Raw genomic sequence first — 15,428 nt, forward strand, 5'->3', positions numbered from 1 at the left:
GCGCGCCCAATCCCGCCTACTTCGCCGAAGCCGCACCGCCGCCCGCGCATGCCGGTTCGGGCGCGGCCGCCACGATGGCCGCCTTCAACTCCGGCAGCGGCCGCAGCCGTTCATCGAATCGTTCGAGCGCATGGACCGGCGCCGCGTTTTCGGCGGGAATCACTCCGGGCTCGCAGCCCCACGCGATCGTGCGACGACGTTCGGCGTTGAGGGGATACTGCCAGGCGAAGGCCGCGTTCATGCTCGTGAGGCGAAGGGCTCGTTCACCCTTCTCATTGAAGACATCACACCAGGACACATCGGTTAGGGCGGTCTCGAACCTCTCCGCCGTCCACCCCGTCGTATCCGTGATCCCGAGAGCCGTCGCGTCCACGGGTAGACACCGCCCATCCTTCGGAAGCGGCTCTCTGCGCACCGGTCCCGCGGAGATGTCAAGTTCCGGAATACGGTCCGGGCAGCCCATGGCCTCAAGCCCGCGATTCGTCAAACGGGTGAGCATCGACGCCAGGATCGGCCGTATGTTCTTGGGCGAAGCATCCTGGGAGCGCCGCGCACCGATGTTGGCGAACCTCGCTGTCTTGCGTGTCTCCTCGGGGCCCGCCGAACACGCCGGCACCCGTAGCCACGCCTCGTTGTCGGTGACCGCTCCGCTGATGCCACCGCCGAGCGGGGTGGCGCCGGTGGGGAAGTCTTCCGCGATCTGACCTTCCACCGTCGAGTCGGCAATGAACAACCTGAAATCGAATTCGGCGCGGTCGTCATCGCGGGATGTAGTGAGCCGCGTGCCTTGTGGTTGTACACGTCCCCGGGCAACCGGCACCGAGAGGTAGCAGTTGGTGGTACCGATGTGATCCCGGTCGACCGGGGTCACGGATATCACGCGCCCGATACGACCGTGCTTTCCCGTGGACGATCCACTGATGAAACGCGCCACTTCGGCCCCGGACATCGCATCGAAACAAAACTTCTCCGGGGCCGAGTAAGTCTTCTCCTGCCACGGCAGCCGATCGCTGCGACCAAGAAAAACCCCGACAGCAGCCAATGAGACGCACGTCACAAGAACGATCATCCATCGCCGACTCCGAAACGCCCAAGGAGATCGATCGGACATTATCGCGCCTTTCAACTTCTCGAATTCCCCGGAGAGGGCCGTCGACTGCTATTTATCGAAAACCTGCTGCACCATGTGACTGCCGTTTCCGTAGTACAGCTGTGAATTCCCGAGCAGGCCCTGAAGCTTCACATCGAAGTCCGGAGCCCCTCGCTCCGGCGAGCTTTCGGCAAACGCCTTCAGCGCCGCGCTCAATCGATCCGCATTCTCCTTGCGCATGGCCTCCAGGTTGATCGAGGTCTGCTCGGCGATCTCACTGCTACGGTCGGCATACCAGTGATCCGTAATAAGATTCACCCTCCGCTGGGCGAAGTCTCCCAAAAAGGCGAGTTGCGGAGGCAGGAAAACCCCTGCCACCGCATTCGCTCCACCACCGTAGGTGTGGTAGAGATACTTACTGTCCCAACTCTTCGCGGTATCCGAGTCGCTGCCATAGTCCATGATCACTTGGGCCCGAATTTCATCGAGCGCGCCCAGGGCCCTGGATCCGGCGTTGACCTCCACCTTCACAGCTTCCGGATCGGCGGCGGTAGCTATTCTTGTCGCGCCGTAATTGAGTTCCTGATCATAGAGCAATCTGAAGGCTTCCGGATTCCCGGATGTCCCCTTCATCGCCCGGACCAGGTCGTTCGTGTTACCGAAAAGGGAATTATGAAGTCGGTCGCCCGAGAGGCTGAGATGCGTTTCGTCCACATATTCGGCGAGCATGTTCGCCATACTGTCGCTCATGCTCCCGGGTACCGCGCCGTGCAACCCTCCCCGGCCCCCGATGTAGTTGACCGTGTCCGCCGCGATACGCCGCATGACGTCATCGTGCGGGGCGATCGGGGAATCGGGGAGCCCCACCGCGCCGGTGGGGATTCGGCCGGTCGTGGCGGCCTGGAGCGCGTTCCCGAGCGCATCGAAGCTCGTCGGCTCGCCGCCACCGCCGATGTGGTCCGAAATCGGGCTGCGGCCCTTGAACAGGTAGTCGAGCCGGGCCGGGCCGCCGTCGCCGAAGAAGCCCTTCGCCGCCTCGGGGTTCCAACTCATCGCCGTCAGCACGCCGGTCACCGGATCGTAGCCGCTGCCCGGACGGGAGAGATCCAGGCCGAAACGCGGCGGCGGAATGAGTGTCGTGCTCCAGATCGAGGGCTTGCCGGCGGCCTTCTCGAACGCGATCACCTCATCGGCGGTCTGTCGCAGAAAGGCGGTGTCGTATGTGCCGTGGCCCAGCAGCGTGCCCAGCAACTGGTACCCGTAGACCGTGGCCCGTCCCGGATACGCGTCACCGTCGCCGACGCGGACGAGCTTTCGGCCCGCCTCCGTCATCGACGCCATCCACGCGGGGTCCTTGACCAGTCGCGGACTGGCTGCGGCCAGGGAATTGCCCAAGTCGGTCTGAAGTTGCCTCAGGTCCGCGAGTCTCGGGTCATTCTTGTCGCCCGCGGCTATCCGCGCGTTCATCTGCGCGATCAGACCGGTGGCATCGTAGAGGCCGGTGGGTTTCATAGAACGAGTCAGTGCTTCGGCGAAGTTCGGGTTTCCGGAGTTCGCCTGCATGATGTTGCGCAGTAGGTCGAGATCACCCGAATCGAGCGAGGACAGGCGGGTGAACAGGTCGGCGGCGCGCTTGGCGTCCGCCTCGGCACCGCCACCGAGCGCGTCGGGCGAGTCGAACAAGGTCGCGTCCTTGCCGCGCGTGGCGCGCAACGCCGCCGCCCCCCGCTCGTCCGCGTCGCCGGCTCGACGCAGCAGGTCGGCGATCCGGCGACCGATTTCCTCGGCATGTGAGCGCTGCTCGGCCGTGTAACGATCGCCGGCCTCCTTGCTCACCTCCGGCTGCCCCGGAGCAACCTGCATCGGTGGCCAGCTGACCGCCCCGTCCGGCGCGATCACGAGTTTCTTGGCGGCGGCCTCCGCCTCGATCGCCTGCAACTCCTCACGCAGCTTGCGAAGATCGCCGTTGACATCACTGAGCACGGAAGCGACGGCCCGACTCTCGAGCGTGGCGTTGGTCAACTGCTTGTGCACCGTATCGATGCGCAGGCCGGCGAACTTGGCGGAAAGCCCCTGCCACTTACCGCTCTTGATCGGCCCCGACAACTCGGTGCCCAGGCGGAGTTCAACGCCTTGCATCCGTCCGGCCAGGGCGTCCCAATACGCCACCGCCGCCGACAGGCCATCGAGATTGGCCTGTCGAAACTGTGCGAGGTTCATCGCTTCTCCTCAGGAACCGAACAGGTTGGTGTTGACATGCTCGGTATGCCGGTACTGGTCGGCGTTGGCGCGCAAGGCTTCCGCCGCCAAACCGAACTGGGCCGCGGCGGAGGCAGCCTGCAAGGGCCAGTCGTGTGCCAACTCGCGCAGCGCCGCCTGCATGGCGTGGCCCTCCAGCCCGGCCGCCGCGGTCTGGGCGGTGGCGTCGGCGTCCTGGTTGATCTTCAGAATCTCGCCCTGGAAGCCTTCGGCCGTGCCGGCGAGTCGGGTCAATTGGTCCGCTTCCACGTACGTGCGACCCGGCACGTCGAACGAGCCGCCGGGGTCCTGAATCGGCGGAACACCCGGAGGCGGGTTCGGTGGGCCGGCCGGAGCCGGGTGCGAGCCGGGCGGCGCGGGATCGGTCTCGTGAAACTGATCGGGAAAGGCGATACGGCTCAAGTTCGTATCGGGTATGCCGCTTGACATTTTTTCCCCAGGTGGTCCGATGAGGTTCTTTCCTGATTCTCGGAAGCCCGCCCCGAACGACGGGTCGTCACCATGCAGTGGCCGGCCGAACCCCGATCGGCCGGGGCCGGTCGCGGTTCAGCTGGGTGAAGGGCGGTTTCGGGCGTCGCGGATGACGATTGCGCCGCAGATCACCACGATCGTGAGGCCGATCGCGACGAAGAGGATCACCGAGGCCTTGCGGCGGTCGCGGTCGGCTCGGGAGGGGCCGTGGGCCAGCGGGGCCACGTTGACCAGTTCCGTGCTGCGGTCGACCTTGGGGTCGGGGACCGGGACGGAGCCGGGGATCCCGGTGAAGGCGAGGGCGCGCAGGGGGTCGACCACGCCCCAGCCGACGCCGTCCACGTGGCCCGGGGCGGTGCGCTGGGCGGTCTGTTCGATCAGGGTGATCACCTGTGCCGCGGTGTAGTTCGGGTGCGCCGAACGGATCAGCGCCGCGACGCCCGCCACGTACGGCGTCGCGAACGAGGTGCCGTCACCCCGGCAGTGGCCGCCCTTGGGGACCGTCGACCACATGTCCACGCCGGGCGCCATCACGCCCACGTACGGCTTGTTCTGCGAGAACGGCGCCCGCTCGTTGTTGCGGTCGGCGGCGCCGACGCCCAGCACCCCCGGATACTTCGCGGGCCACGAGTCGAGGTTGTCCTTGTCGCCCGAGTTGCCGGCCGCGGCCACCACCACGACCTGCTTGGCCAGCGCGCGCTGGATCGCGTCCTGCAACTTTGGGCCCGGCGCCTGGCCGCCCACGGTGTCCTGCGAGATGTTGATCACCGAGGCACCCCCCGCCACCGCGAAGTCGATCGCCTGGGCCAGGGTGTCCTCGTTGCCCTTGGTCGCGTCGTCGCCGCCGTTCTGCCGGATCGGCAGCAGCATCGCCTCGGGCGCGATCCCGGCGAATCCGGTCTCCAGCCTGGGGGTGAGCCGATCCCCGGGGCGGGCCGCGATGATGCCCGCGGCCATCGTGCCGTGGCCGTTGGTGTCGTCGGTGCCGTTCGCCTTGTCGTTGAAGAAGTCCTTGCCGGCCACGATCGCGGGCGCCAACTGCGGGTTGTCGTCGTCTATCCCGCTGTCGATCACCGCGACCGTGACGCCCTTGCCGGTCGACTTCTGCCACAACTCGTCGAGCAACACCCGTTGCAACGACCACGGCTTGCCGGGCATCGGCTTGGACGGGTACTGGCAGTCGCTCCCCGCGAGCAGCGCGGTGTCCGCCGGGACACGGTGCACAGAGTCCGCCGAGGCGGCGCCCACCGATCCGGCGGGAAGCACCAGACCCAGTGCCAGAAGGGGTGCCGCCCACCGTCGCCGCACGGGTCGCATCGGTTCCTTCGCCTTCCGGATCACCGTCCGCCCGATCCCCGTCCACCGGGCCGGGCGGTTCGTCTTCTGGGCGTCCCGGCCCCCGTAAGACCGATGACGGACGCGGGAGGAGGCGGGCACGAGCCCGCCTCCTCACATCACGTCACTCACTCACGCACGCACTCGCACACACATGCACTCGCACACGTGCACCCGCGCACTCGCACCTTCGCGCACACATGCACTCACGCACTTCGCCGCCGACGCACCGCGCCGAGGGCCGAAGCGGCGACTACTGCCACATCTTGGCGTTCGACGCCTCGGTCTGGCGGTACGCGTCGGCCGCGCGCATCAGGCCGTCGGCGATGCCGTTGAGCGCGTCCTGCAGCCCCTGCGCGTTCTGGTCCCAGCTCGCCTGCTGGACGAGGTATCCCTCGCGGGCGTCACCGGACCACGACTCGGTGACCGGCGAGATGTCCCGCTTCAGACCCGACTGCATGTCGGCGAGACGGGCGTTGAGGGCGCGAATATCGGCTGCGGCCTGTTCGAGCGCAGCGAAAGTGACAACTACCTGCGACATGCTTTCTCCCCAGTGTCGGATGACGGGCGTACGACCGGGGCATCGCCCCGAGCGCCACGAGAGCGGACTCGACCGTCGGCGACGGGGGCGGCCAGGCACACGGCGACGACGGTACGAATCCCGGAACGAACCTCGGTCAGAACATCAACTTCGAGATGTTGCCGGACACCGTCGTCTCGGTCTGGTCGTACGAGTTGGCGTTGTGGCCCATCGCCCCCGAGATGGCCTCCAGAGCGCGCTTGACCCCGAGCGCCTTCTGTACGGCCTGCTCCTGCAGCGGGTCGAACTGGTTCCTGGCAGCGCCCTGCCACTGACCCTCGATCGCGTCGACCTTGCGGTTCATCTCCTGGATGGCCGCCTCGAGGTCGGTCGCGACACCCTGAACCTTCTTCGACAACTCCGCCAACATCTGCGGAGTGATCTTGAACGCTTCACCTGCCATGTTTCACCATCCCCCATGAGACAGACGTGCGCGAGGGAAGGTTCGTGTCACCCGTGTCGGGTGCCCCCGCACCAACGTCACCGTTGCGACGTCGTGGGAACTCTAACCGCAACCCCGGACGCCACCCAAGCGACGCCCTACGCAAGGTTACGGAACCTTGACCCGGTGAATACCCCTGCGGGTCCAGTGCAATGCGCAGGTCTTCAATGGTGCTTTCGGGTCGGTTCGTCGCCACTCACGACCCCCACGACGCTACCTCAACTCCCGCCCCCAGGCTCAGGAACCCTGTGGCTTCTTGGCGTCGGCCGTACTCAACTGCGGTCCCCGCGACACCAGTTCCGACCACGCCCGGGGCAACGCCTTGGCCTCCACGCCCTTGTACCCCAGGCGCTGCTTCGCCTCGCTCTCCTGCCCGGGCTGCGCCTGCGCACCGCCGGACTGCGCCTCCTCCGGCACGCTGTAGCGCAGTCCCGAGTCGGCGACCAGATACATCGGACCGCCCTCCCCCGGTGTACCGGTGACCTCCCGGTACAGCGCCCCCGCGCCGGGCTTGACCCACACTCCGCCCATGCCGTCGACCAGTTGCTCCGGCGGCCGGGTCCCCGCGGACTGCGTGGTCACGGGCTGGGTGCCGCGCCAGTCGTCGGCGAAGGTGTTGCACACCACGTTGCGCGGCAGTTCCAGGTCGTTGCGGGTCATCCGGTTCATCGGGGTCGGCGGGATCTCCGGCCATCCCTTGTCGGCGGCGTAGGTGCGGTCCTGCACCACGGCGGTGCCGAGCGTGCCGATATTCACCGGGAACGCGTTCGGCGTCGTGTTGCCGTACGCCTCCTTGACCCTCGGGTTCGTGGTGAGCAGGACGGCGGTCAGCTCGCTGATCGGCATCACGCCCTCCCTGGTGACCACGTAGTTCTGCCGCTGGGCACCGCCCTCGGCCCGCAGCACGATGCCGATCCGGTTGTACTCCCGAGCCAGCGGCAGCGAGGTGGGCTTGCCGTAGTCGGCCGGCAGCGGGTGGTCGATCACCCCGCCGTCGATCAGCGTGGCCAGCCACGAGTCGCTCATCGGCTGCGCCGGTATGCCGACCAGGTTGAGCGCGCCGATCACGGTCGGCGCCTCCACCGCGTAGCGCTTGCCCTGGTAGACGAGGTACTTGCGCTGGTTGCGGTCCTGGACGAACAGCCCCTGCCCGGGGGCGAGCGGCCCGTCCGCGGGGGCGGCTCCGATGAACACGCTGCGCTGCGGCTCGCCGGCCGGGTCGGGCCTGCCGTCCTTGCCGATCGCCGGACGCTCGCACACGGTCCAGGACTTGCGCCCCCGGACCTCCTTGGCCGTGGGCAGCCGGTCCGGCGCGTTCGGAATACCCAGCGGCGCGCCGTGACTCACGCTGTTGAGCTGCTTCTCCGGCACCATGTTGACCTTGAAGTTGCCCGGGTCCAGAAGCAGTCGGCCCGACGCGATGTTGAGCACGGGGTGCAGCTTGCCGTCGAGGAAGACGTATCGGCTGGCCGAGTCGCGGCCCACGATCAGACTGCTCTTGTCCTTCCAACCGGGCGGCGTCCCGGGCTTGATCAGACCGACGACCCCGAACCCGGCCAGCACCAGCATCGCGACCACGATGCTGGGTGTGACCATCCGCATCGGCTTGGGGGCGTTCTCCTCGGTGCCACCGCCGGGCGCGGGTTGCAGGAAGGCCGCCACCATGCGACGGCGCGCGAAGATGTACGCCTCAAGCTGCTCGCGGCGCGATGCCATCGTTCTCCCCGTGATCGACCGAACGCTCCGGCTGACGGTTCTATCACCGCCGCGGTCGCAGGGTCGCGGCCAGACCCCCGGCCCCGTACCGTACGGTGTGCCGCACCCGTTGTGACACTCGGGCGACGGCGTACGGGGACAAGTCGTGACATGGGGGATCTACAAACGTGGCCGCACCCGCGCCGGTAGGGACGCATCGGCAGACCCGCCCGCCCACACCACCCGACGGGTCGTCACCACCGACGCCGCCCCAACGCGCCTCGCTGCGGGTACATCCGCGCGCGGGCCGGGTCGGCGGCGTGCTGGTCCAGCAGATCGTACTGATCCAACTCGCCGTGCTGCTGGTCGCGATCGGCCTGGCCACCAACCCCGCGGTGCTGATCGGTCTGGGCGCGGTGGCGATCGTGCTGGTGGTGCCCGCGCTCGTGCGGCTGCGCGGCCGGTGGCTCGCGCAGTGGTTGCCGATCGTGTACGACTTCCGCCGCAGGCGTCGGATGCCGGCCGTGCCGGACGACGCGGACCCGGTCCTGGTCCCGGTATTGGAGTGCGCGCCGCGGTTGACCACCACCTCGGTCACCGACCGCGACCGCCGCTCGATCGGCCTGATCGGCGACGGCACCTTCCTCACCGCCGTACTGCTGGTCACCTCGCGCGACGAACCGCTGCGCCCCTCGCGGGCCCAACGCCCGCTGCCGCTGCCCGCGATCGTGAGCACGCTCGACGTGGACGACGTGACGCTGGCCTCGGTCCAGGTGGTCCAGCACACCCAGCCGGCGCCGGCCACCCACCTGCCCGAGGAGGCACTGGCCACCCGCTCCTACCGGCAACTCGTCGAGCAGGGCCTGCACGACGTGCCCGCGCTGCGGCTGACCTGGATCGCGCTGCGCTTCGAACCCGAGCTGTGCGCGGGCGCGGTGGCCGCGCGCGGCGGCGGCGAGGAAGGCGCCCAGCGGGCGCTGTTGCGCGCGGTCAACCAGCTCGCCGGCAACCTGACCGGCGCCGGTTTCGAGGCCCGGGCCCTGGACGCGGCCGAGTTGGTCCAGGCGCTCGCCACCTCGTGCAGCGTGAACCGCACCACGCGCCAGTACGGGCGCGGCGGGCGGCGGACCACCGAGTCCAAACGCGCGTGGCGCTGCGACGACCGGTGGCACACCACCTATTGGGCGAACCGCTGGCCGCAGCTGACCCAGGGACGCACCTCCGACCTGGTGGGCGCGCTGACCGCGACCCCGGCGATCGCCACCACCTTCGCGCTGACCGCCACCCACGGCGTGGGCGGGACCACCGCGCTCACCACACACGTACGGATCGCCGCCCGCTCCGGCAGCGAACTGGCGGACGTGACCCGGCAACTGGAGCGCCGGGCGCGCTCCGAGCGGATCGGGCTGACCCGGCTCGACTGGGAGCAGCAGCCGGCCCTGCTGGCCACGCTGCCGCTCGGCGGCCTGTCGTGACGAAGCGTCACATCAGCATGCGTACGGGGAGGATCCACCTGTGAGCACGACCAACACCGGCCGCGGCCGACGTCGGGCGCCGAACGGGCGCAATCCGGCCCCCGCGCCGACGCCGACGCCGAATCCGACCCCGGGGTCCGGCACCCCGGCACCGCGGCCGGCGCGGCGCGGGGGCCTGGCCCGGTTGATCGGCCCGCGCCACGAGCGGCACCTGCTGACCGCCGCCCAGTTGCCCGCGCTCGGCCTGCCGGTGGGCGACGACGGCGTGGTGATCGGGGTCGACGCGGATCGTGATCCGGCGGTCCTGGGCCTGTTCCGGCCCGAGCCACTGGAGGTGGCGTTCGTCGGCGGCGCGTATGTGGTGCAGATCATCGCGTTGCGGGCGGCGGCGATCGGCGCCCGGGTGGCGATCGAGTCCGGCCGTCCGCAGCTGTGGTCCGCGATGGCCCAGGCCGCGGGCGGCGCGCAGCCGTGCGTGACGGTGCATCAGGTGGGTCGGCTCGGCCCGCAGGGCCCCACCCCCGGCAGCCCGGTCCTGGTCGTCCGCGACTGCGGCGCCCGGCCGCCGCGCAATCGGCTCGCGCCGGCCGCGTGGCAGACCACGCTGACCCTGCTGCCCTTCCTGGACCCGGCGCAGGCCCGGCAGCGGATAGGTGCGGGCGTCGGGCTGATCGGCATCCAGCGGGTCTCGCCGATGGAGGCGCAGGCGGCCGCGAGCGTGCTGAGCCTGCCCGGCGAGGACGAGGCCGCACTGCCCACGCTCGCCGACGAGCTGACCCTGTGGAGCACCAGGAAATCGCGCAAGTACGTGATGCTGACGCCCACTCGGGCCGAACTCGACCTGCTCGGGCCGCCGCGCCGGATGGACTGACCCGGTGTCCGGGCACACCGACCGCGCGGTTCCGCGCACCGCCTCGACGCGAACAGTGGACGGACCGGCGACGACCGCCGACGCCGCTGACTACGCTGTGAGGCTCGTGTAGGGGGCAACCTCGACCCTGGTCGGGGTACGGCCGACGGCGGCGCCGTGTGCTCTGATGCCGAGCCGCCTCCGGACGATCGGAAGGACCACACCGTGAGCAGCGAGCAGGACGGCGCACACATCGAGGCGGGGGCGGACGAGGAAGAGGAGTGGTCGGGACCCGACTTCACCATGCCCTCGTGGTACACCCACCAGGACGGCGGCGCGCCCGCGCCACCCCCGTCCGGGATCCGTGCGCCCGCACCACCGGGGCCGAGCCAGGCGCCCCGCTACGGCAGTGAGGATCCCACGCTCGTACCGCCGGCACGCACGCCGGACGCGCCCGCGCCGCTGCCGTACGGGGCGGACCACGGCGCCGCGCACCCGGCCGGTCCGCCCGCCGGCGCCCCGGGCCCGTACGGCTCCGGCGCACCGGTAGCGCCGCCCGCCGGCCCGCCCGGCACGGGCACCCCGCCGCACGAGCCCACCCACCGACCGCCGGCCGGCGACCCCCGCGCGCACGAGGCCCGCACGCACGAGCCCGCGCCCCCGGCCGCCGTCGACCACGGCGCACACCGCCCGGCCGGGCCCGGCCCGGCGCACCCGAACACCGCGCCGCCGGCGCCGTACCGCGTCGACACGGACGCACCCGCACCCCAGGCCCCGCCGGCGTTCGGCACGAGCGCGGGCGCGGGCTCGGGCTCGGGCTCGGGCTCGGGCTCGGGCGAGCCGACCACCGTCGTCCCGCCGCAGTACACCCCCCACGAGCCCGCGGCCCCTCTGCCGTACGGCGGCCAACCGCCCGCCGCGCAGGACCGCCCCGGCCCGACCTTCACCCCCGGCGACCAGACCATGGTCATGCCGCCGGTGACCGATCAGGACCGCCAAGGCCCGGCCACCCCGCCGGCCGCCCAGGACAACCGACCGGATCAGCCCTTCACCCCCGGCGACCCGACGATGGTCGTGCCCCCGTCCCTCGACCGGGACCACCCGGGCGCGCCCGTACCGACGGACGACCGGACGACGGTCGTGCCGCCCTCCCACGACCAAAACCGCCCGGACCCGACCTTCACCCCGGGCGACCCGACGATGGTCGTCCCGCCGTCGTTCGACGGAAACCGGACCGAACCCACTCCCCCGGCCGACGACCGCACCACCGTCGTCCCGCCGTCCGGCGACTCGAACCACCCCGGCCCGGCCTACACACCCGGCGACCCGACCAGGGTCGTACCGCCCTCCGACGACCCGAGCCGCCCCACCACGGAGCCGGCCGAGCCCGGTCCCGCCGGCGCTCCGGTCGACGCGGCCCCGGACAGCCCGGAGGCCCCGGAGCCGATCGAGCCGCCCCGCCCCGACACCGAGGCCGGCGACGCGAGCCCGACCGACGCCGCGGCCCCGGAGCAGTCGCCCGCCGATCCGCCCGGCGATGCCGCCCCGCAGCCCGACGCCACACCCGATCGCGCCGACGACGCGCCCCCGGCGGCGGAAGCCCGCCCGGACGCGCCCGCGCCGCTCGACCCGCACGACGTGCCCACCACCCCCGCCGGCGGCACGCCGATCCCCGGCCTCTCCGCCGACGGACCGACCCCGCCGGCCCCGGAAGCCCCTCCGACCAAGCCGGCCGACGCACCCGCGCCGCCACCGCAGCCGCCGCAGGGTTACGACCAACACCCGTACGCCCCCCACGCCGCCGAAGCGCAGCCGCCCCGAGCCCCCGAGGCACCGGAGACGCCGCAGCCACCGGCCGCCGCCCATCCGCAGCAGCCCCAGCCCCCGGCCCCGCCGGCCGCCCCCGCGCAACAGCAGCCCGCCGGCGCGTACCCGCCCTACGGACAGCCCCAGCAGCCGCCCCCGCCCCAGGGCGGGCCGCTGCCCTACCCGCACTACCAGGGCCCGGCGCACCCGGGTGCCCCGCAGCAGCCCTACCCCGGTCAGCAGGGCGCCCCGACCCCCGATCAGGCGACCCGGCTGATCCCGCCCGTCACCGACGACATGGCCGCACCGCCCGGCGTCCCGCAGCAGGGCCCGCCGACCGGTGCCCCGCCGCGCCCGATGACGCCCCCGCAGGGTTCGCCGCTGCCGCCGCCGGCCTGGACCGGCTCCGCCCCCGGCCACGGCGAGGCCTGGGGCGGCTCGGCACCGCCGCCGACCGGACAACCGCTGCCGCCGCCGAGCGGTGCGCCGATCGCGCCCCCGCAGCAGCAGCGCGACGAACGTTCGTGGATGCGCCGTGCGTTCGGCGGCGGCAACGACCAGGCCGCCGCGCCGGAGCAACAGCAGCACGGCGGCCAACCGCCGTACGCCCAGCCCCCCGGCCCGTACCAGCAGGCGCCCGGCCCCTACGCCCAGGGCACCCCGCCGCACGGCGCCCCCGGCCCGCAGGCCCACGCCCCGTACCCGCAGCCCGATCCGCAACAGGGCGGCCCCAACCCGTACGCCCAGGCGCAGCCGGTTCAGCCGCCCTACGGCCAGGCACCCCCCGGCCCCCAGGGACCGGACTACCCCCAGGGCGCCCCCTACGGACAGCCGAACCCCGGCCACCCGCAACCGCCCTACGCCCAGGGCACCCCGCCCCAGGGCGCCCCGGCCCCGCAGCAACCCCCGTACGGCCAACCCCCCGCAGCCGCCCAGCCCCCCGAGGCCCAACCGCCCCACCAGGGCACCCCTCCACACGGCGCCCCCGGCCCCCAGGCGGCACCGGGAGCACAGGGACAGCCAGTACAGCCGGGACAACCGGGACAGCCAGGGCAACCGGGATACCCCAACCACCCCACACCCCAACACCCCGACCCGGTCGACCCGTACGCCGCCCAACCCCCCGAGGCGCCCCAGCCCTACCACCCGGGCACCCCGCCCCAGGGCAACCCGCAATCCCAGCAGCAGCCCTGGTCCCCCGACGGCGGCGGCGCCCCGGCCCGCACCGTCGGCGGCGCCCCCCTCGGCTACACCGCGGCCGTCGAACTGACCAGCGACCGCCTGCTGCGCAAACAACCGCAACCCCGCCGGCAGACCCCGCGCTTCCGGCTCGGCGGCAAGTCCGCCGACGCCCGCCGCGCCGAACGCCTCGAACGCATCCGCACACCCGTCCTGGGCTGCTACCGGATCGCGGTGATCAGCCTCAAGGGCGGCGTCGGCAAGACCACGACCACCACCGCCCTCGGCTCGACGCTTGCCACCGAGCGCCAGGACAGGGTGATCGCGATCGACGCCAACCCGGACGCCGGCACCCTCGGCCGCCGGGTCCGCCGGGAGACCGGCGCGACCATTCGCGACCTGGTCAACTCGATGGCCCACGTGCACAGTTACATGGACATCCGGCGGTTCACCTCACAGTCGTCCAGCGGCCTGGAGATCCTGGCCAACGACGTGGACCCGGCGGTGTCGACCACGTTCAACGACGACGACTACCGCTCGGTGATCGACCTGCTCGGCAAGCAGTACCCGATCATCCTGACCGACTCCGGCACCGGCCTGCTCTACAGCGCGATGCGCGGAGTCCTCGACCTGGCCCACCAGTTGATCGTGATCAGCACGCCCAGCGTGGACGGCGCGACCAGCGCCAGCACCACACTCGACTGGCTGGTCGCACACGGCTACGCCGACCTCGTGGCCAACAGCATCACGGTGATCTCCGGAGTCCGTGAGACCGGCAAGATGGTCAAGACCGAGGACATCGTCGCCCACTTCGAGACCCGCTGCCGCGCGGTCGTGGTCGTGCCCTTCGACGAACACCTGTCCGCGGGCGCCGAGTTGGACCTCGACATGATGCGCCCCAAGACCCGCGAGGCGTACTTCGAACTCGCCGCGCTGGTCGCCGAGGACTTCCATCGCACCCAGCCCGGCGAGCAACAGCAGCAGTGGCAACCGCAGTACCGGCAACAACCGCCGCAGCAGCCCTATTACGGCCAACCGCAACAGCAGCCGTACCAACAGCAGCAACAGCACCCACAACACCAACACCAACCGCAACAGCCGCAGCACCCGCAACAACCACAGCCCCAACAGCCGTACTACCAGCAGCCCCCGCCCGGCGACTGGCAACCACCGCGACAGGGCTGAACGCACGAGGGCCGCCCCGGAGAACATCTCCGGGGCGGCCCTCGTCGCTTCACTCAGCCCGCGGCGTCGAGATCCGTGGCGTCGATCAACTCGCGCGCGCGCTTCACGTCCCGCGCCATCTGGTCGAGCAGGTCGTCGACCGACTCGAACCGCACGGTCCCGCGCAGGTATTCGAGGAAGTCCACGGCGACGTGCACCCCGTACAGGTCCAGGTCGGTCCGGTCCAGCGCGTACGCCTCGACCCGGCGCTCCGTTCCGTCGAAGGTGGGGTTCGTCCCGATCGAGATCGCCGCCGGCAACCGCTCGCCGTCGATCACCAGCCACCCCGCGTACACCCCGTCGGCCGGAATCGCCGTATACGGAAGCACCTCGAGGTTGGCCGTCGGGTAGCCCAGCTCGCGCCCGCGCTGGTCCCCGCGCACCACCACACCCTCGACCCGGTGCGGCCGGCCGAGCAGTTCGGCCGCGCCCGCCACGTCGCCCTCGGCGACCCGGGCCCGGACCACGGTGGACGAGAAGGTCACCTCGCCGGAGACGAACAGCTCCGGCTCGACGACGGTGAAGTCGTTCGCCACGCCCAACTCCTCCAAGAGGGCGACGTTGCCCGTCGCCTTGTGGCCGAAACGGAAGTTGCGTCCCTCGACCACCACGGCCGCGTGCAGCGTGTCCACCAGCACCTGGCGGACGAAGTCGACCGCGCTCTGCCGGGAGAATTCGAGGGTGAACGGGAGAACCAGGACCGCCGCGACCCCGAGGTCGGCCATCAACTGCGCGCGCCGATGATGCGGCGTCAGCAGCGGCGGATGGCTGCCCGGGCGGACCACCTCGCTGGGGTGCGGGTCGAACGTGACCACGACCACGGGCAGACCGCGCTCGCGACCGATCTCGACCGCTCGGCCGATCGTCCGCCGGTGTCCGCGATGCACACCGTCATAGGACCCGATCGTGACGACGGAGCGTCCCCAATCGCTGGGGACGTCCTCCAAGCCCCGCCAACGCTGCACCGTAACCGCTCCTCGTTCTCCGTGGTGTGTCGCGGGTCCAGCCTCCCACGTACCGGC

11 protein-coding genes are annotated in these 15,428 nt (G+C 71.1%); 3 read left to right on the forward strand and 8 right to left on the reverse strand.

Annotated elements, in window-relative coordinates; genetic code table 11:
- Positions 1-16: 16 nt before the first annotated feature.
- The 7 genes from ACMXN5_RS09540 to eccB all read right to left on the reverse strand — a co-directional run bounded on the left by ACMXN5_RS09540 (position 17) and on the right by eccB (position 7,893).
- Entirely contained in the window at positions 17-1,069 is a 1,053-nt protein-coding gene (locus ACMXN5_RS09540) for a hypothetical protein (protein WP_439674864.1), read from the reverse strand.
- Between the two features lie 90 nt (positions 1,070-1,159).
- Positions 1,160-3,310: a DUF6571 family protein gene (locus ACMXN5_RS09545; protein ID WP_439674865.1), complete on the reverse strand. Its 2,151-nt coding sequence runs from the start codon at positions 3,308-3,310 to the stop codon at positions 1,160-1,162.
- A gap of 9 nt (positions 3,311-3,319) precedes the next feature.
- Positions 3,320-3,751: a hypothetical protein gene (locus ACMXN5_RS09550; protein ID WP_439674866.1), complete on the reverse strand. Its 432-nt coding sequence runs from the start codon at positions 3,749-3,751 to the stop codon at positions 3,320-3,322.
- Positions 3,752-3,895: 144 nt separating this feature from the next.
- Entirely contained in the window at positions 3,896-5,137 is a 1,242-nt protein-coding gene (mycP, locus tag ACMXN5_RS09555) for a type VII secretion-associated serine protease mycosin (RefSeq protein WP_439674867.1), read from the reverse strand.
- 271 nt (positions 5,138-5,408) lie between these two features.
- On the reverse strand, positions 5,409-5,696 hold the full coding sequence (locus ACMXN5_RS09560) for a WXG100 family type VII secretion target (RefSeq protein WP_078977448.1): 288 nt from the start codon (positions 5,694-5,696) through the stop codon (positions 5,409-5,411).
- A 136-nt stretch (positions 5,697-5,832) separates the two neighbouring features.
- Complete coding sequence (locus ACMXN5_RS09565) at positions 5,833-6,138, reverse strand: WXG100 family type VII secretion target (protein WP_439674868.1); 306 nt, start codon at positions 6,136-6,138, stop codon at positions 5,833-5,835.
- A gap of 276 nt (positions 6,139-6,414) precedes the next feature.
- Positions 6,415-7,893, reverse strand: coding sequence for a type VII secretion protein EccB (gene eccB / locus ACMXN5_RS09570; protein WP_439674869.1), 1,479 nt, complete (start codon positions 7,891-7,893; stop codon positions 6,415-6,417).
- A 167-nt stretch (positions 7,894-8,060) separates the two neighbouring features.
- Between eccB and eccE the strand changes: the two genes are divergently transcribed.
- The 3 genes from eccE (at position 8,061) to ACMXN5_RS09585 (ending at position 14,367) form a co-directional block, all read left to right on the forward strand.
- Complete coding sequence (gene eccE / locus ACMXN5_RS09575; protein ID WP_439674870.1) at positions 8,061-9,347, forward strand: type VII secretion protein EccE; 1,287 nt, start codon at positions 8,061-8,063, stop codon at positions 9,345-9,347.
- A 40-nt stretch (positions 9,348-9,387) separates the two neighbouring features.
- On the forward strand, positions 9,388-10,218 hold the full coding sequence (locus tag ACMXN5_RS09580) for a hypothetical protein (RefSeq protein WP_439674871.1): 831 nt from the start codon (positions 9,388-9,390) through the stop codon (positions 10,216-10,218).
- Positions 10,219-10,422: 204 nt separating this feature from the next.
- On the forward strand, positions 10,423-14,367 hold the full coding sequence (locus ACMXN5_RS09585) for a nucleotide-binding protein (protein WP_439674872.1): 3,945 nt from the start codon (positions 10,423-10,425) through the stop codon (positions 14,365-14,367).
- 53 nt (positions 14,368-14,420) lie between these two features.
- Here ACMXN5_RS09585 and ACMXN5_RS09590 read toward each other — a convergent pair whose 3' ends face one another.
- A complete protein-coding gene (locus ACMXN5_RS09590) occupies positions 14,421-15,371 on the reverse strand; it encodes a bifunctional riboflavin kinase/FAD synthetase (RefSeq protein WP_439674873.1) in 951 nt (316 codons plus the stop codon).
- Positions 15,372-15,428: the final 57 nt, after the last annotated feature.

The organism is Embleya australiensis, from assembly GCF_051903075.1.
GTDB lineage: Bacteria > Actinomycetota > Actinomycetes > Streptomycetales > Streptomycetaceae > Embleya.